This is a genomic window from Amycolatopsis sp. FBCC-B4732 (assembly GCF_023008405.1).
GTDB classification, from domain to species: domain Bacteria; phylum Actinomycetota; class Actinomycetes; order Mycobacteriales; family Pseudonocardiaceae; genus Amycolatopsis; species Amycolatopsis pretoriensis_A.
The window spans coordinates 5,194,760-5,212,513 of sequence record NZ_CP095376.1 but is presented as its reverse complement, the minus strand read 5'-3'; the positions used below and the strand labels follow the sequence as shown (position 1 = coordinate 5,212,513).

The following is a 17,754-nucleotide window of genomic DNA, read 5'->3' as shown; positions in this document are numbered from 1 at the left end:
CCGGGGCGCTTTCCCCCGCATCGGGACCGGACGTCATGAAAGAGTCGTTCACCGCGGCCGGCGTCATGAAAGAGTCGTTCATGACGTCCGGGCCGGGTCAGCTCGCGGCGACCGTGGTCTCGGCCGCCCAGTCCCGCGGCACCAGGAACGCCGCCAGCTCCGCCTCCGCGCTGCCCGGTTCCGGCGTGCAGCCCGTCTCCCACCGCGCCAGCGGGGGCAGCGCCATCAGGACGGCCTCGGCGTCCGCCGCCGTCGCGTCGTGGATCAGGGCGAACTCCACGTAGCGGCCGCGGCGGTGCAGCTGCCACTGGCGTTCGCGGTCGCCGTGCGGGCGGTCCTTGCGGCGCCGCACGATCGGGAGGTAGGCCGGGACGAGGGTGGCGATGCCCGCCGCGGTGAACGCGGCCGCGCGGCGCCAGCCGTCCGGGCCTGGGGGCCGCAGGTGGTCGAACGCGATGCCGCCGATCCCGCGGGGCTCGTCGTGGTGGGGCAGCCGGAAGAGGTCGTCGCAGGTGCGTTTCGCCTGCGCGTGGAACGCCGGGTCGAGCGTGTCGCAGTAGTTCTTGAGCGTCCGGTGGAAGTGCGCCGCGTCCTCGGCGAAGCCGTAGCAGGGCATGAGGTCGACCGCGCCGCCGAACCACCACGAGCCCGCGTACTCGCAGTACCGGAACCGCGCGTGGAACGCCGGGACGTACGGGTTGCGCGGGTGGAGCACGACGGTCAGCCCGAGGGTCTCGCCGCGGTCGGCCGCGACGACGCAGGCCCGCTCGAACACCGCGCCGTTCTCCAGCAGCCGCGCCCCGTCCGACCGGCCGAAGCGCGCACCGCCGTCCAGGCGTTCGAGCTCGGCGACCAGCTCCCGCTGCCCGGCCCGCACCATCGCCCTGACGGCGTCGCGTCTGTCCCCTGAAGGCATGCCCCCACCCCCGGGAGCAGATTACCAGCGAACGGCGTTCAACCGGCGATCTCGGCCCGCGCGATCACCTTGGTGATCTTCGCCCGGACGAGGGATTCTTCGGGCACGGCGTTGCGCTTGCCGTACTCCTGCGCGCGCTCGGCGCCCATGTACCGGGCACCCAGCTTCGTCGCCCACGTCAGCATGTCGTCGAAGTCGTGGGTGAGCCGCGCCTCGGCGGTGATCTGGACGTACGAATACGGCGGCTTCTGGTCGTCGACGGCGAGGGAAATCCGCCCGTCGCGGGCGATGGCCTTGCCTTTCAGCGTCTCGGTGCCGGTGGTGAAGATCAGCTCGTCGCCGTCGGGGCCCTCGTTCAGCAAGAACCAGATCGGCGTCACGATCGGGGCGCCACTGGCACGGACCAGGCCGAGCATGCCGGTGCGGGTCCCCTCGGAAGCGAACTGCCACCACTCTGAACGGCTCATCTCACGCATGGGGGGACGTTAACCTGTCACCCGCGCGTGCGCAGAGGGTGGCCGACTAGCCTGGCCTGCTGTGCGAGACGACGACCGGGCGGCGATGGGACTGGCCGACGAGGGGCTGACCCGTCGGCTCAAAGCGCTGGCCTGCACCGCGCCGCTGCACGACCTGGACGCGCGCAAGGCGAAGCTCGACTGGGCCGACGCCACGATCTACCAGATGGCGGAGATCGCGCTGCACACGATCGACCAGGTCACCATCGCGATGGACTTCGACACCGGCGCCGGCCACGACGAGGTCATCGACCGGCTGCTGCCCTTCATCGCGCAGCAGGCGCCGTCGCGGATGCCCGAGGAGCACGTCCGGGTGGCCAAGTGGGTGCTCGACAACCTGATCAACGTCGGCACCACCGAGCGCGGCTTCCGGCGCGTCTACGGCTCGATGGGCCCGGGCGGCTACCAGCGCCGCCAGTTCGACTTCAAGCTGCTCGTCGAGCTGGCCGCCCGCGACGGCGAGGTCTACCTGCGCGCCACCGACGAGGCCATCAACGTCCTCGTCGGCGCCCTCGACACCGACGTCGAGTCCGCGCAGATCGCCGCCGAGGTCAAGCTCGAGAACCTCATCAACCGCGGCCGGCTGGCCGACGCGAAGCTGGCCGCCGAGCAGGCCCGCTACCGGACCGTCCAGTACGGCGAGACCCTGCGCTCGAAGCTCGACGCGACCCGCCGCGACGTCCGGTCGGTCGACTGGGAGCGCGAGGTCCCGGAGCTGCTCGACAGCGCGCTGAGCCACATCGAAGCCCGGTTCCGCGCCGAGAACGCCATCCTCAAGAACATCACCACCGCCCGCGACGAGACCGAGGACCTCGACCGCAAGCGCCGCGCCGCCGAGCTCGTCGACATCGTCGGCGACTGCATCCGCCGGCACACGCGCCTGCAGTCCCGCCTCGCCGACGCGGGCGCGGTGTTCCGCGCCGAACAGGACCGCCAGCAGTTCTCCGGCCCGCCGCAGCGCGCCACCCTCGACCTCTTCGGCCAGCTCCTGGTGCCCACCCTCGGCCTGCCGCTGGCCGACGCCGTCGCGCCCGCCGAGCACTTCTTCCACGCTGTCGCCGGGATCACCCCGCCGGTCGTGCCGTCGCTGTCGTCGCTGGTCTCGCTGCTGCTGCGGCCCGCGCCCGAGCGCGATCAGCTGATCGGCGAGGTCCCCGAGCCCGAGCTCATGCCCGCCGACCTCACCGACAAGTTCGGCGACGACGTCTGGCGCGCCGCCGACGAGCTCCTCGACCTGCCCGAAGTGCCGCGCCGGCTGTCCGGGCTGCTCGAAGAGGCCCGCCGTCGCCGCCAGCCCGGGCTCGCCGCCCTGGTCGCGCTGCGCGCCGTGCACGCATACAGTCCCGGGGTCGGCGCGGCCCGCCGCCAGGGGGACCGCACGGTGCTGCTCGCCATCGACGACGGCACCCTGCTCGACGACCCGGACTTCGGCGGCGCCGACCTGCTCCTGTCCACCGCCGCCGTAGAGCGGGCCGACGAAGAAGAGGAAGTCGCGTAATGGCGCTGTCCCACAGCAGCGTGGACGCCGAAGCCGCGGCCCGGCTGGTCGCCTTCGGCATGCGGCCGAAGCAGCTGCCCGCGCGTGACGTCGTCTACGGCGACCTCGTGCGGCGCTACGGCGAGGACAACGCGTTCAAGGCGCTCACCCACGCCGTCGCCGCCGGGCTCGGCCTGATGGTGCTGGAGGTCAACCAGCAGGCGGGCGCGGTCCTCGCGGCCACCGACGAGTCCGTCTTCGAGATCAAGATGGACTCCTACGCCCGCCAGGCCAAGATCCGCGAGCGCCGCGAGACCGAGAAGGTGCTGCACGGCCTGATCCACCTCGCCACCGCGGCGCTGGGCTACCCGCGTCCCGACGACCTCGCCAACGACACCTACATCGGCCGCGTGAGCGTCGAGCAGGTCGACGCGATGGTCCGCGAAGCCGCCCGCATGCTCGACGAACGCGCCGCGGCGGCCGAGGCCAACAACGACCCGCTGGCCGACGCGCCCGAGCTGGAACAGGCGTGGCGCGCCTACGCCCGCCGCCCGGCCGCGGCCGCCACCAAGGACGGGCGCCTGGCCGCCGACACCACCCGCGGCATGGTCAGCCGCGCCCTGCGCTTCCTCGCCGACCAGGGCTTCCTGGTCCCGGTGAGCGACGAGCAGGGCGGCACCTACCGGACCACGCCGCGCTACCAGATCCAGGTCCGCGAGCTCGCCGCGGACGCCGCCTTCGACGACTTGCTCGCGCTCGACGTCGTCGCGGTCGCGAACTCCGGGGGCACGCTGCGCGCGGCGTCTTCGGACACGCTGTAGAGGGGAATCGATGTACGAGCTTTCGCGGGTCCGCCTGCATTCGGTGGGCCCGGCGGGTGCCCGCTACCAGGACGTCGTGCTCGACTTCAGCGGCGTCGGCGCCAAGATCACCGCGCCGCAGCAGGACGCGCTGTTCAGCGCGGGCATCCACGCGACCGGGCCGGCCGAGCTGCGCCGCCCGTCGCCGGCGAGCGTGCTGTTCCTGGAGAACGGCGGCGGCAAGTCCGTCCTCATCAAGCTGATCTTCTCGGTGATGCTGCCCGGGCGCCGCCAGGTCGTCGGCACCACGAGCACGAAGGTGCTCGAGAAGTTCGTCGCCGCCAAGGACGTTTCGCACGTCGTGCTGGAGTGGCTGCACGTCGAGAGCGGGCACCGGATCATCACCGGCAAGGTCTCCGAATGGCGCGGGCACGTCGTGTCCGCCGACTCCGAGAACCTCGTCGACTCCTGGTACTGCTTCCGCCCGACGCCGGCGCTGGGGCTCGATTCCCTGCCGATGACGCAGGAGGGCCGGCTGCTCACCATGTCCGGCTTCCACGACAAGCTCACCGCCGCGCAGCTGGCCGAGCCCGAGCTGGAACTGTCCTGGACCCGCCGCCACCACGAGTGGACCGGCCGCCTGGACGGCCTCGGCCTCGACACCGAGCTGTTCCGCTACCAGCGCGCGATGAACGCCGGCGAAGGCGAAGCGGCGGACGCGTTCGCCTTCGGCACCGACGACGCGTTCGTCGAGTTCCTGTTGCGCGCGGTCGTTTCCGAGGACGAGCCGAAGGACCTCGCCGAGGTCGTCGCCACCTACTCGCACAACCTGGCGCAACGCGGGGATCTGCTGTCCGAGCGCGATTTCGTCGCGGGCGCGCTGGAGCTGCTGGGCCCGCTGGCCGCCGAAGAGGGCGTCGCCGCGGAGTCGCGGAAGATCGCCGCTTCGGCGAAGGCGGCCATGGCCGAGCTGGCCGGGCGCGTCGTCGCGCGCAACGAACTCGAGAACGCGCGGCTGTCCGGGCTCGAGGACCACGTCACCGAGGTCAAGTCCGCGGAGAAGCTCGCCGAGGGCGACCACCGGCGGCTCGCCGCGGCTGTCACGGAACTGCGCCGCCTGGTCGCCGTGCTGCGCCTGGACGAGGCCCAGGAGGTCCGCAAGCGCGCCGACGCCGAGCTGGCCGCGGCGAAGACCGAGGCGGAGGCCTGGCGCGAGACCGCGACCGTGCTCAACCAGCTGAACGCGGCCCGCAAGGCGAAGGACCTGCGCGAGCTCGTCGGCAACCGGGAAGAGAAGGCGCGCCCGGCGCTGCGGGCGCGCAACGACGCCGCTTCGGCGCTCGCGCGCGGCTTGCACGCGCTGGCGCAGGACGCCCAGCGCCAGGCGGACAAGGCCGAGGCGCACGCGGGCGCGTTGCGCGCCGAAGCCGAGAAGGCCCAGACCGAACGCGACGAAGCCGCCAACCTCGCGGCCGCCCGCCGGGCCGAGGCACGCGGGCTGACCACGCGGATCACGGAGCTGCGCGAAGAGGTCCAGAACGCCGTCCGCGCCGGGCTGCTGCCCTCGGGCGCCGACGTCGCCGAGGCTTCCCGGACCGCTCGTTCGGCGGCCGAGCAGGCCACTGCGGAGCTGACCCGGCGCGAACAGGAACTCGACCGCGTCGCGGCCGACCTCCAGGCGGCGCAACGGGCCGTCAACGAGGCCCACCAGCTCGCGGGCACCACCCAGGACCGCTTCGAGCGGGCCACCGAGGACCTCGACCGGGCGCACCGCCGCACGGACGCTCTGGCTGCCGAGGGCCGCCTGGTCGAGCTGCTCGGCGCGGACGACGTCGCCCTCGAAAGCGACCTGCCGGTGCTGCTGGAGCGGCTGCGCGAGGCGAGCGCGGCCGTCGAGAAGGAGCAGACCGCGCTGCGGATGGAGGAGTCCGCCGACGAGCGCGCGCTGTCCGCGCTGGGGTCGGGCGGGCTGCTGCCGCCGCCGGAAGACGTCCAGGCCGCCCTCGACGCCTTGGAAGAAGCGGGGATCACGGCGTGGTCCGGCTGGCGCTACCTGTCCAAACTGGACGCCGGGCGCCGCGCCGAGGTGCTGGAGACCCTGCCGCAGCTGGTTTCGGGTGTCCTGCTCAACGACGCCGCGCACGTGGACCGCGCTCGCGAGGTGCTCACGAAGCGGCGGCTGCTGCCGTCCGCGACGATCGCCGTCGGCACCACGGACGCGTTGCAAGCCGACGCGCCCGTCGCGCCCGGCGTCGAGTTCCTCGTGCCGCCGAACCCCGCGATGTACGACGAAGAAGCCGCCGATGCCGAGCGCGAAGCCGTGGCGCGCCGGCACACCGAACGGCAGCGGCGGCTGGAAGCGCTGTCCGCCAAGCTGTCCGCGGACGGCGCGCTGACCTGGAAGCTCACCACCTGGCGCGAGGACTACCCGCCCGGCGCCGTCGCGACGCTGGCCGAGCAGGCGCAGGCGGCCCGGTCCGCTCGGGAGACCGCGCGCACCGCGCTGGAGCAGGCCGACGCGGAATTCGCGCGGCTGAGCGAAAAAGCGGCGTCGCTGCGGGAACGCGTCCCCGAGCGGCGGGCGGCCGCGGCCGAGGCGGAGGAACGGGCCCGGCGGCTGGGCGAGCTGGGCGCCCGCAGCGCACGCATCGCGGAGTGGACCGAAGACGTCGAGCGCGCGACCGAGATCGCCGAGCGCGCCGACCTCCAGGCCTCCGACGCGGCGGGCAAGGCCGCGCGGCTGCGCGAGCAGGCGGGGGAGGAGCAGCGCACCGCCGACGGGCACCGCCGCACCGCGACCACCGCGCGGGCGGAGCTGGCCGAAGTACCGGGCGCGGCCGAAGCGGCGGACGGCCCGGTGCCGTCCGAGCCGGTCGACGCGCTGCGCCGGACCTACCTGTCGGCGTCCGAGTCGTACGCGAAGGTCGAGGTCGGCAGCGACCTGCGGGCCGAGCTGGAGCAGGCCGAATCCGCGGAAGCGGCCGCGGGCTCGGCGGTCGAGTCGCTCGACGCGGCCGTCCGGGCACGCGCGGCGGAACTGCTGGAGACGCCCGACGGCTCCGACGCCTCGGCCCGCGCGGCCGCCTTGGCACGCGCCCGCCGCGTCGTCGACGGGTGCGAGGACGAGCGCACCGAAGCGATCGGGCTCGTCTCGACGCGGCGCGCGGAGCTGGACTCGCTGCCGGCGCAGACCGGCGCCACGGGGGAGAAGCCCCGCGACATCGAGCACGGCCTGGAGCTGATCGACGCGGCCGGGCTGGAGGCGTCCGCGGCGGCCCGCAAGTGGGAGGAGCTGCAGGAACGCCGGGCCGCGGCGGAAGCGACGCTGGAATCGGCGAAGAACTCGGCGTCCGGCTTCTCGCTGCTCGCGGAGTCGATGGCGCACCTGGTCACCGACACCGACGCGGCCGCCTACGACGGCGACGTCGAGACCGCGCGCGCCCAGCACACCCGGCTGAACGCCACGTTCACCGACGCGCAGGAAGCCGCCGACGCGGGCGACCGGCGGGTGCGCGCGGCCGCCGACCAGCTCGCGCAGTACGCGACCGAGAAGCGGTTCGAGAAGCTGAGCACGCCGGTGCGCCAGCAGGTCATCTCGGTCAAGCGCGACCAGCTCCCGGCGCACGCGGCCGAGTGGGCCGAGGCGCTGCGGCCGCGGCTGCGGTCGCTCACCGACGACCTCGCGCAGATCGACCGGCACCGCGGCGGCATCATCACGCGCATGCAGGGCATGGTCGACGGCGCGCTCCGGACGTTGCGCTCGGCCCAGCGCGTCTCGCGGCTGCCCGACGGCCTCGGCGACTGGTCCGGGCAGGAGTTCCTGCGCATCCGGTTCACCGAACTGGAGGACAACGCGCTCACCGAGAAGCTCGGCGAGGTCGTCGACGAGGCCGCCGTCGGCAAGACCGCGGACGGCCGCGACGTCAAGCGCGACGGGCTTTCGCTGGTGCTGCGCGGGGTCCGGGCCGCGGCGCCCAAGGGCTTCCGCGTCGACATGCTCAAGCCGGACTCGGTGCTGCGGACCGAACGCCAGCGCGTCTCGGAGATCCGAGACGTCTTCTCCGGCGGCCAGCAGCTGACCGCGGCGATCATTCTGTACTGCACCCTGGCGGCGTTGCGCGCGAACAACCGCGGCAAGGCCCGCAACCGCCACTCGGGCGTGCTGTTCCTGGACAACCCGATCGGCCGCGCGTCCGCCGGGTACCTCCTGGAGCTGCAGCGGGCGGTGGCCGAAGCGCTGGGCGTCCAGCTGATCTACACGACGGGCCTGTTCGACGCGGGCGCGCTGTCGGAGTTCCCGCTGATCGTGCGGCTGCGCAACGACGCCGACCTGCGCGCGGGCCGGAAGTACCTGTCGGTGGACTCGACGGTCCGGACTTCCCTGGACGACCTGGGCGACCCGGACGGCGTCGCGCGGCTCTCGGCGACGCGGATGTTCACGCGGCCGGCCGAGGCCGCCGAGGATTCCGCCGACGACGAACAGAGCGCGTGACGGGAACATCCCGCGGCGCCCCGTGGTTCCCCCGCGCATGACGAAGCTGGGGCCGCTGGGGGCCACCCACACCGCACTGGACACCGACGCCGCCGTGGCGACCGCGGCCGAGCTGGAGGAACTGGGCTACGCCACGCTGTGGCTGGCCGGCGGGCAGGGCAACAACCTGCCGCGCATCGCCGAGGTCGTCCGCGGGACTTCGCGGGTCCAGGTGGCGAGCGGGATCCTGTCGGTCGACCGCGTCCCGGCCGCCGCGGTGGCCTCGGCGTACGCGGACCTGCCCGCCGGCCGGTTCGTCGTCGGCCTCGGCGGGGCGCACGGGGCGCGTCCGCTGGCGGCGCTGAACGACTACCTCGACGAGATCGAGGACGTCGTGCCGCCGTCCGCGCGGATCCTTTCGGCGCTCGGGCCGCGGATGCTCGGCCTGGCGCGAGACCGCGCTTCGGGCGCGTACCCGTACCTGGTGACGACGGACTACGTCGCTTCGGCGCGGGAGATCCTCGGCGCGGGCCCGCAGCTGTCGGTGCTGCTGAACGTGGTGGCGGAGACCGACGTCGCCGCCGTCCGCGAGACCGTCCGGGGCGGGTCGCTGAAGTTCCTGGCCGGGATGCCGGGCTACGCGGCCAACCTCCGGCGGATGGGGTTCTCCGACACCGATATCTCGGAGCTGTCGGACCGGCTGGTCGACGGCGTCACCGTGTGGGGCGACTTCGACGCCGTGGTGGCGCGGCTGCGGGAGTTCCGGGCCGCGGGGGCGGACCAGGTCGTCGTCCCGCTCGACGGCCTGCCGCGGGAGTGGTGGCCGGGCCTGGCGGAGGCGATCCGGTGAGCACGGCCCGGGCCCGGGGGCTCTCGCACGCGCCCCCGGCGGAGGTTTCGCTGCAGGAGGCGCTGGCCGCGGTCGCCGATCCGGTGCGCCGCAGCATCCTGCGCGAGCTGGCGGCCGTGCCGGACTGGACGAAGGCGTGCGGCACGTTCGACCTGCCGGTGGCGAAGGCGACCCGCAGCCACCACTTCGCGGTGCTGCGCGCGGCGGGCCTGATCGAGCAGCGCGACGACGGGCCGCGGCGGCTGAACCGCTTGCGGCGTCCCGAATTCGACGCGGCTTTCCCGGGGTTGCTGGACCTGGTGCTCAGTCACCCCGGCCGGTGAACGCCAGCCCGGTGCCGAGGCCGATCATGACGAGGCCGCCGGTGCCGCCGACGGCCTCCAGCCGCCGCGGCGAGCGGGCGAACCAGGCGCGCGCGGTGCCGGCGACCAGCGCCCACGCGCTGTCGGTGGCCAGCGCGATCGCCGGCAGGCAGAGCCCGAGGACCAGCATCTGCGCGGGCACGGACCCGGCCGCGGGGTCGACGAACTGGGGGAGCAGCGCCGCCAGGAACACGATCGACTTCGGGTTTGCGAAGCCGACGACGAAGCCGTCGCGCAGGACGGTGAGGACGCGCCCGGGGGTGGCGCGCACCTTCGCGGCCATCGCGTCGGACAGCTTCCGGCGGTGCCGGACGGCCTGGATCCCCAGGTAGACGAGGTAGACCGCACCGGCGATCTTGATCCCGGTGAAGACCGCCGCCGACGTCGTCACGAGCGCGCCGAGCCCGAAGGCGACGGCCACGACCTGCGTGTACACGCCCACGGAATTGCCCAGGACGGTCAGCAGCGCGTCGCGGCGCCCGACGGTGAGCGCGCGGCTGATGGTGAACAGCACGCTCGGCCCGGGGACCACGACCATGAGGAACGTCAGCGCGGCGAACGCCGCCAAGTGCGGACCGGAGACCATGGCGCGAGGCTATCCCCCTGGTCGTGGGGGTGACCAGACGTTTTTGTCGGTGCGCGCTGGTAGGAAGAGCGGGTGCCTCCGAAGATCAGCACCGAACAGCGCCGGGCCCGCCTGGGGACCCGCCACCACCTCGCCACGCCCGCCCCCACGGTGGCGGAGGCGGTGACGGGGATCGTCGCCCTGCACGCGACCGACCCGGCGACCGTCCACCTGTCGGCGTGCGCGCGGCTCGCGTCCCCGGCGATTTCCCTGGTGGAGCAAGCGTTGTACACCGACCGGACGCTGCTGCGGCTGCTCGGCATGCGCCGCACGGTGTTCGTGACGGATCTCGAGGCGGCGGCGCTCGTGCAGGCCGCGTGCACCGCGGACATCGAGGTCAAGCAGCGGAAATTGTTGGAGCAGCACCTCGGGCAGCAGGGCCACCCGGAAAACGTGCCGGAGCCGGGGAAGTGGCTGGCTTCGGTCGAGGCTTCGGTGGAGGAGGCACTGCGCGCGCGTGGCTCGGCGACGGCGCAGCAGCTGAGCGAGGACGAGCCCCGGCTGCGCCAGCAGCTGCTGATGGCGGCGGGCAAGCCGTACGAAGCGATCGGCAACGTGACGAGCCGCGTGTTGTTCCTCCTGGCAGCGGCCGGCCGCATCGTGCGCGGGCGGCCGCGGGGGAGCTGGATCAGCACGCAGTACGTCTGGCACCCGATGGATTCCTGGGCGCCCGGGCTGCGCGCGTGGGACGCGGAGGAGGCGCGCACCGAGCTGGCCCGCCGCTGGCTGCAGGCGTACGGCCCGGCCCCGATCACCGACCTGAGGTGGTGGACGGGCTGGACGGCGGGGCAGACGAAGAAGGCACTGGCCGGGTTGTCGCCGGTGGAGGTGGACCTCGAGGGAGTCACGGGGATCGCGCTGCCGGACGACCTGGAGCCGGTGCCTTCGCCGCCACCGTGGGTGGCGTTCTTGCCGGCCCTGGACCCGACGCCGATGGGCTGGCAGGACCGGGACTGGTTCCTGGGCCCGCACCGAGCGGCACTGTTCGACCGCAGCGGCAACATCGGCCCGACGATCTGGTCCTCGGGCCGGGTCGTGGGCGGATGGGCCCAGCGCCCGTCGGGGGAGATCGCGTACCGGTTGCTGGAGGACGTGGGAACGGAAGTGACGGCGGCGGTCAAGGCGGAGGCGGCGCGCTGTGAGGGATGGTTCGGCGAGGTCCGGACGGTGCCCCGGTTCCGGACACCGCTGGAACGGGAGCTATCGGCATAGCGCGGCGGGCTCGCGCCCGCTCTCGCCACCTGGGGCCCGCCACCACCCCGTTGCGCCCGCTGGGGCTGGTGTCTGCGCTTGCGGTCTGGTCGGCTTCTGCTTCGGCGCCTTTTGCGGCTGTTGGGCTGGTGCCTGCGCTTGCGGTCGGCTCCTGCTGACAACCACGCGGAGCGGCCGTTGGGGTTGGTGCCCGCGCTCGCGACTTGATCGGCTCCGGTTGCCGCCACCTCGTGCGGCCGTTTGGGCTGGTGTCTGCGCTTCCGGATTGGTCGGCTCCTGCTGGCCACCACGCCGAGCGGCTGTTGGGGTTGGTGTCTGCGCTTCCGGCTTGGTTGGCTTCTGCTGGCCACCATGCCGAGCGGTCGTTGGGGCTGGTGTCCGCGCTCGCCACCCGGGGCCCGCCATCACTTCGTGCGCCCGCTGGGGTTGGTGTCTGCGCTTCCGGCTTGGTTGGCCTCTGCTGGCCACCATGCCGTGCGCCCGTTGGGGCTGGTGTCCGCGCTCGCCACCCGGGGCCCGCCACCCCGTGCGCGCGCTGGGGTCGGTGCCCGCGCTCGCGGCCTGGTCGGCTCCTGCTAGCCACCACGCCGAGCGGCCGTTGGGGCTGGTGCCGGCGCTCGCCGACCCCGCCATCCGTGGTGCCCAGCCGTGAGTTGCCTCGCAGTCGGCCGAGCCCGCCCTCCGCGGTGCTGCCCCGGGGTGCCTCGCCATCGGCTACCCGCCCATGAGCTCTGGTGGGCTGCCGCGCAATCTGCCGGGGCCCCGCCCTCAGCACCGCGGGCGCTTGGCCAACCGCCGCGAATGCCACCCCTCACGGAGACAAGCGGGTGTCACCCCTCGCGGCGAAAGCCGCCCAGCCGGGTGCACCCGGCCCGGTAGCCGTCGCTGGATCGGTCGAGCCGCCGACCTCACACACCCCGTCGAGCCCGCCTCACCCGGCTCGAAACACCCCTCGCGACCCACCACGAGCTGAATCGTTACAGCCCCCAAAATCACCCCATCGGCAACCCCCGCCCGACCGGAGCTGTACCCCGCACTCCCAGCCGGAACCGGTCCCGCGCCCCGGACCGCCCACCCTCACCGGTCCGCCGTGGTCCGCCCCGCCGGAGTCCAGCAAAATCACCAGCCTTCTTAATCGATTCTTGACCCGTTCGCCAAGTGGTGGAAGTCTCGTCAGGGCAGTCAGGGACGCGCATGCCCGCACGCTAGGGTTGCCGCGAGCCCGCAAGTCACGGCCGGGACTCCCGGCCGATCCTCAGAGGAGTGGCAGCAGTGACCGTTCGCGTAGGTGTCAACGGCTTCGGCCGCATCGGCCGCAACTTCTTCCGCGCCGTGCAGGCCAGCGGCCACGACATCGAGGTCGTCGCCTTCAACGACCTCGGCGACGTCGCCACCATGGCCCACCTGCTGAAGTACGACTCCATCCTGGGCCGGTTCCCGGGTGAGGTCAGCGTCAGCGACGAGGGCATCGTCGTGGACGGCAAGACCATCAAGGCCCTCGCCGAGCGCGACCCGGCCAACCTGCCCTGGGGCGACCTGGGCGTGGACGTCGTCGTCGAGTCGACCGGCTTCTTCACCAACGCCGACGCCGCCAAGGCGCACATCGCCGGTGGTGCCAAGAAGGTCATCATCTCCGCGCCCGCCAAGGGCGAGGACCTGACCGTCGTCCTCGGCGTCAACGACGAGAAGTACGACGGCTCGCAGAACATCATCTCCAACGCCTCGTGCACCACCAACTGCCTCGGCCCGCTGGCCAAGGTCCTCAACGACGCCTTCGGCATCGAGCAGGGCCTGATGACCACGATCCACGCGTACACGCAGGACCAGAACCTGCAGGACGGCCCGCACAAGGACCTCCGCCGCGCCCGCGCCGCCGCCCTGAACGTCGTCCCGGCCTCGACCGGTGCCGCCAAGGCGATCGGCCTCGTGCTGCCGGAGCTGCTCGGCAAGCTGGACGGCTACGCGCTGCGCGTCCCGGTGCCGACAGGCTCGGCGACCGACCTCACGGTGACCCTGAAGAAGGCCGCCACCGTCGAGGAGATCAACGCCGCCTACAAGGCCGCCGCCGAGGGCCCCCTCGCCGGCATCCTGCGCTACTCGGTCGACCCGATCGTGTCCTCGGACATCGTCACCGACCCGGCGTCCTGCATCTACGACTCGCCGCTGACCAAGGTCATCGGCAACCAGGTCAAGGTCGTCGGCTGGTACGACAACGAGTGGGGCTACTCCAACCGCCTCGCGGACCTGATCAAGCTCGTCGGCTCGAAGCTCTGAGCCGGATGACCGTCAAGAACCTCGACGACCTGCTGGGTGAGGGCGTTCAGGGCCGGTACGTACTCGTGCGGTCCGACCTGAACGTCCCGCTCGACGGGTCCCGTATCACCGACGACGGCCGGGTCCGCGCCGCGCTGCCGACGATCAAGAAGCTCGCCGACGCGGGCGCGAAGGTCGTCGTCACCGCGCACCTCGGCCGCCCCAAGGGCGAGCCGGACGCGAAGTACACCCTCGCGCCCGTCGCCCAGCGGCTTTCCGAGCTGCTCGGCGCCGAGGTCGCACTGGCCGGTGACCTGGTCGGCGAGTCCGCGAAGGCGCTGACCGGCGGCTTGGCCGACGGCGGCGTCGTCCTGCTGGAGAACGTGCGCTTCGACGCGCGCGAGACCAGCAAGGACGCCGTGGACCGCTCCGAGCTGGCCGCCGAGCTGGGCGCGCTGGTGCCCGGCGGCGCGTTCGTCTCCGACGGCTTCGGCGTCGTGCACCGCAAGCAGGCCTCGGTCTACGAGGTCGCCTCGGTGCTCCCGGCGTACGCGGGCGGCCTCGTGCTGGCCGAGCTGGACGTGCTGAAGAAGCTGACCGACGACGTGCAGCGGCCCTACGTGGTCGTGCTCGGCGGCGCGAAGGTGTCCGACAAGCTCGGCGTCATCGCGAACCTGCTGACCAAGGTCGACCGGCTGCTCATCGGCGGCGGCATGGCGTACACCTTCCTCAAGGCCCAGGGCCACGAGGTCGGCCAGTCGCTGCTGCAGGCCGACCAGCTCGACCAGGTGAAGGGCTTCCTCGCCGAGGCCGAGAAGCGCGGCGTCGAACTGGTCCTGCCGGTCGACGTGCTCGCCGCGACGGAGTTCTCGGCCGACGCCGAGCACGAGGTCGTCGCGGCCACCGCCATCCCGGCCGACCGCCAGGGCCTGGACATCGGCCCGGCGAGCCGGGAGCTGTTCGCCGGCAAGCTGGCCGACGCCAAGACCGTGTTCTGGAACGGCCCGATGGGCGTGTTCGAGTTCGAGGCGTTCTCGGGCGGCACCCGCGCCGTCGCGGAAGCCCTCGTGAAGAGCGACGCGTTCACCGTGGTCGGCGGCGGCGACTCGGCCGCCGCGGTGCGGCAGCTGGGCCTGCCCGAAGACGGCTTCTCGCACATCTCCACCGGCGGCGGTGCCTCGCTGGAGTACCTCGAGGGCAAGGAACTGCCGGGCGTCGTGGCCCTGGAGGAGAAGAACTAGTGGCACGCAAGCCGTTCATCGCCGGCAACTGGAAGATGAACCAGAACCACCTCGAGGCGATCGCGCTCGTCCAGAAGATCGCCTTCGCGCTGCCGGAGAAGTACTACGCGAAGGTCGACGTGGCGGTGCTGCCGCCGTTCACCGACATCCGCAGCGTGCAGACCCTGGTCGACGGCGACAAGCTCTCGCTGACCTACGGCGCGCAGGACATCGCGCCGCAGGACGCGGGCGCCTACACCGGTGACATCTCGGGCCTGATGCTGGCGAAGCTGGGCTGCAAGTTCGTCGCGGTCGGGCACTCGGAGCGGCGCGAATACCACGCCGAGACCGACGAGCTGGTCAACAAGAAGGTCAAGGCCGCGCTCAAGCACGGCATCACGCCGATCCTCTGCATCGGGGAGAAGCTCGAGGTCCGCGAGGCCGGCGAGCACATCCACCACACCACGACGCAGCTGATCGAGGGCCTGAAGGGCCTCAAGGCCGAGCAGGTCTCCGGCGTGGTCGTCGCGTACGAGCCGGTCTGGGCGATCGGCACCGGCAAGGTCGCGTCGTCGGCCGACGCCGAAGAGGTCTGCAAAGCCATCCGGGGGACCCTCCAGGAGAAGTACGGCGACGACGTCGCTTCGTCCGTCCGGGTGCTCTACGGGGGATCGGTGAAGTCGGGCAACATCAGCGAGCTGGTGGGCTGCGAGAACATCGACGGTGCCCTGGTCGGCGGAGCGAGCCTCGACGGTGAGGAGTTCACGAAACTCTGCGCACTCGCCGCGGGCGGGCCGCTGCCCTGATCGAGGCCACGACCGGGTAACCTGTGTATCCGGTCCGTCACACAGCAGTGGACGAGTCCAGGGGTACGGTGGAGGTCGGAAACGACCATGCCGTACCCCTGCATTCTCCTAGAGCCCAGAGGATGACATGAAGCTGTTCCTGCAAATCCTGTTGATCGTCTCCAGCGTCCTGCTGGTGGTCGCCGTGCTGCTGCACCGCGGCCGGGGCGGTGGCCTGTCGTCGCTGTTCGGCGGCGGGATGCAGTCGAGCCTGGCCGGGTCGAGCGTGGCCGAGAAGAACCTCGACCGGATCACCCTGCTGCTGGGCGCGGTCTGGCTGATCAGCATCGTGGGCTTGGGTCTGCTGCTCAAGGTGTGACGCGTCCGGCGTCTCGCCGCCGCGATCGCGACCGGATCCGACGGCGGAACGCGCGATTCGGCGTGCCTATAGGGGGGCGCGCCGCCGATTCCTAGGTGTGAGGATTCATGGTTGGCGGTAACGCGATTCGGGGCACCAGGGTGGGTGCCGGTCCTACGGGCGAATCGGAACGGGGTGAATCGGCGCCACGGCGCCGGGTAGGTTATTGGTGCGCCAACGGCCACGAGGCCCGGCCGTCGTTCGCGCTCGACGCGGAGATCCCGGACGAGTGGGACTGCCCGCGCTGCGGGCTTCCGGGCGGGCAGGACGAAAAGAACCCACCGGCCGCCCCACGGACCGAGCCCTACAAGACGCACCTGGCCTACGTCAAGGAGCGCCGCAGCGACTCCGACGGCGAGGCCATCCTGGCGGAGGCGCTCGAGCGTCTGCGCAAGCGCCGGGAAATCCTCTAAGCGGTTCGGGCTCAAGACCACCCCGGGACTCCTCGGGGTGGTTTTTCGCGCGCCCGCACCTGAGCAGCCCCCGATTTCCACGCTACCGGGGAGATCCGACAGTTCCGGGCGCCGATTCGTACGCGACCGGAACTGCCGGCCCCCCAGGGATAGCCTGGAAATCGGGGGCTGCTCAGCGCGGTGTCAGCGGTCCAGCGGGTACCGGGCCCGCACCCGGAAGCCGCCGTCCTTCGACTTCGACGTCTCGAAGCTCCCGCCCAGCAGGCGGGCCCGCTCGGCGAGCCCGGTCAGGCCGTGGCCGCCCGAGGGGAGTGATTCGCCGGGGCGGCTCGCCCGCTCGTTGCGGACCTCGATCTTGAGCGCGCCGTGCTCACCTTGGATGCGGATGGTCGCCGTCGCGCCCGGGGCGTGCTTGTGGACGTTCGTCAAGCACTCCTGGACGGTCCGGTAGGCCGCCGCCGAGACCTGGTTCGGCAGGGCTTCCGGCAGGTGCTCCACGGACAGGTGCACCGGGACCTCCGACGTCCGGATCAGCCGGTCGAGGTCGTTGATCCCCGGACGCGGGCCGTCGTCGTCGGCGCCCGCGCGCAGCACGCTCAGCAGGGACCGCAGCTCCTCCAGCGTCCGCTTCGACAGCGTCCGGATGACCTGCGCGGTCTCCTGCGCCCGGTCGTCGGTGGTCTGGGCCTGCAGCGCGCCGGCCTGCATCGCGATCAGCGTGATCTGGTGGGACACGACGTCGTGCATCTCCCGGGCCAGCCGGGCGCGCTCTTCGGCGCGGACGGCGTCGGCGTGGAAGCGGCGCTCACGGTCGCGGCTCGTGGCCAGCTCGGCGAGCTTGTTCGCGACCTCGGCCCGCGCCCCGATGAGGAGGCCGATCGCGATCGGCATGCCCGCGACGAGCACGCCGTAGATGCCGTCGAGGATGTGCTCGCGCCAGCTGAGCTCGGCGAAGTCCTCCAGCGGCCACTGCACGAACCGGCAGATCCACACCAGCGCGGCGCCGACCCAGACCTGCCAGTGCAGCTGGCGGCGGGTGGCGAGCATGCCGAGCGTGATCATCGATGCCAGCTGCGCCCACCCGGCCAGGAAGCCGGGGACGGCGACGAGCACGGCGAGGAACGGGAACTTCCGCCGGAACACCACCGCGAGGCAGGCCGCGCCGGAGAGCCAGATCGAATAGGGCTGGGCCTTCTCGGGGATCACCAGCCAGACGTCGAGCACCGCCAGGATGACCGCGGCCGCCTCGATGGCGAACGTGACCACGGCGGGCCGGGGGACCGAGCCGAACACGCTCAGCCCCCGCTTCCGCACCCGCTCGGCGGCCGACGGCCCCGAGCTCGCGATCGAGATGCCTGGAATCGAGAGTCCCTCTGTACTCATCGCTGGCGACCCCATTCGTCTTGTGGACTTGATGGTGAGAGGTGCTCAGGGCCC

15 protein-coding genes are annotated in these 17,754 nt (G+C 72.4%); 11 read left to right on the top strand and 4 right to left on the bottom strand.

All coding sequences use genetic code 11. From position 1 onward, the window contains the following. Positions 1–97: 97 nt before the first annotated feature. On the bottom strand, positions 98–916 hold the full coding sequence (locus tag MUY14_RS22290) for a coproporphyrinogen III oxidase (protein WP_247011543.1): 819 nt from the start codon (positions 914–916) through the stop codon (positions 98–100). Positions 917–954: 38 nt separating this feature from the next. Next, the gene (locus tag MUY14_RS22285) at positions 955–1,392 is read right to left on the bottom strand and encodes a PPOX class F420-dependent oxidoreductase (protein ID WP_247011540.1); all 438 of its coding nucleotides are present in this window, start codon (positions 1,390–1,392) and stop codon (positions 955–957) included. 85 nt (positions 1,393–1,477) lie between these two features. Between MUY14_RS22285 and MUY14_RS22280 the strand changes: the two genes are divergently transcribed. Genes MUY14_RS22280 through MUY14_RS22260 form a run of 5 tightly spaced genes read left to right on the top strand, consistent with a single transcriptional unit; the run spans position 1,478 to position 9,352 of the window. Further along, the gene (locus MUY14_RS22280; protein WP_247025201.1) at positions 1,478–2,929 is read left to right on the top strand and encodes a hypothetical protein; all 1,452 of its coding nucleotides are present in this window, start codon (positions 1,478–1,480) and stop codon (positions 2,927–2,929) included. Next, the gene (locus MUY14_RS22275) at positions 2,929–3,729 is read left to right on the top strand and encodes a hypothetical protein (RefSeq protein ID WP_247011539.1); all 801 of its coding nucleotides are present in this window, start codon (positions 2,929–2,931) and stop codon (positions 3,727–3,729) included. The genes MUY14_RS22280 and MUY14_RS22275 overlap by 1 nt, the downstream gene beginning before the upstream one ends. A gap of 10 nt (positions 3,730–3,739) precedes the next feature. Further along, positions 3,740–8,200 carry a hypothetical protein gene (locus tag MUY14_RS22270; protein WP_247011538.1) on the top strand — a complete coding sequence of 1,487 codons (4,461 nt, stop codon included), beginning with the start codon at positions 3,740–3,742 and terminating at the stop codon, positions 8,198–8,200. 37 nt (positions 8,201–8,237) lie between these two features. Then, positions 8,238–9,029, top strand: a complete 792-nt coding sequence (locus tag MUY14_RS22265; RefSeq protein WP_247011537.1) for a TIGR03620 family F420-dependent LLM class oxidoreductase — start codon at positions 8,238–8,240, stop codon at positions 9,027–9,029. Then, positions 9,026–9,352: a helix-turn-helix transcriptional regulator gene (locus tag MUY14_RS22260; protein ID WP_247011535.1), complete on the top strand. Its 327-nt coding sequence runs from the start codon at positions 9,026–9,028 to the stop codon at positions 9,350–9,352. The genes MUY14_RS22265 and MUY14_RS22260 overlap by 4 nt, the downstream gene beginning before the upstream one ends. Here the strand turns inward: MUY14_RS22260 and MUY14_RS22255 are convergent. Then, positions 9,333–9,977 (bottom strand): LysE family translocator, encoded by a 645-nt coding sequence (locus MUY14_RS22255; RefSeq protein ID WP_247011533.1) that lies wholly within the window; start codon positions 9,975–9,977, stop codon positions 9,333–9,335. The genes MUY14_RS22260 and MUY14_RS22255 overlap by 20 nt on opposite strands. Positions 9,978–10,049: 72 nt before the next feature. Between MUY14_RS22255 and MUY14_RS22250 the strand changes: the two genes are divergently transcribed. The 6 genes from MUY14_RS22250 to MUY14_RS22225 all read left to right on the top strand — a co-directional run bounded on the left by MUY14_RS22250 (position 10,050) and on the right by MUY14_RS22225 (position 16,317). Continuing rightward, the gene (locus tag MUY14_RS22250; protein ID WP_247011531.1) at positions 10,050–11,228 is read left to right on the top strand and encodes a winged helix DNA-binding domain-containing protein; all 1,179 of its coding nucleotides are present in this window, start codon (positions 10,050–10,052) and stop codon (positions 11,226–11,228) included. A 1,272-nt stretch (positions 11,229–12,500) separates the two neighbouring features. Beyond that, entirely contained in the window at positions 12,501–13,502 is a 1,002-nt protein-coding gene (gene gap / locus MUY14_RS22245; RefSeq protein WP_247011529.1) for a type I glyceraldehyde-3-phosphate dehydrogenase, read from the top strand. Positions 13,503–13,507: 5 nt separating this feature from the next. Next, positions 13,508–14,722: a phosphoglycerate kinase gene (locus MUY14_RS22240; protein WP_247011527.1), complete on the top strand. Its 1,215-nt coding sequence runs from the start codon at positions 13,508–13,510 to the stop codon at positions 14,720–14,722. Then, on the top strand, positions 14,722–15,507 hold the full coding sequence (gene tpiA, locus MUY14_RS22235) for a triose-phosphate isomerase (protein ID WP_247011525.1): 786 nt from the start codon (positions 14,722–14,724) through the stop codon (positions 15,505–15,507). The genes MUY14_RS22240 and tpiA overlap by 1 nt, the downstream gene beginning before the upstream one ends. 127 nt (positions 15,508–15,634) lie before the next feature. Further along, positions 15,635–15,865 (top strand): preprotein translocase subunit SecG, encoded by a 231-nt coding sequence (gene secG / locus MUY14_RS22230; RefSeq protein WP_003071471.1) that lies wholly within the window; start codon positions 15,635–15,637, stop codon positions 15,863–15,865. Positions 15,866–15,972: 107 nt separating this feature from the next. After that, positions 15,973–16,317: an RNA polymerase-binding protein RbpA gene (locus MUY14_RS22225; protein ID WP_247011523.1), complete on the top strand. Its 345-nt coding sequence runs from the start codon at positions 15,973–15,975 to the stop codon at positions 16,315–16,317. Positions 16,318–16,500: 183 nt separating this feature from the next. Here MUY14_RS22225 and MUY14_RS22220 read toward each other — a convergent pair whose 3' ends face one another. Then, positions 16,501–17,700: a sensor histidine kinase gene (locus MUY14_RS22220; RefSeq protein ID WP_247011520.1), complete on the bottom strand. Its 1,200-nt coding sequence runs from the start codon at positions 17,698–17,700 to the stop codon at positions 16,501–16,503. Positions 17,701–17,754 lie beyond the last annotated feature (54 nt).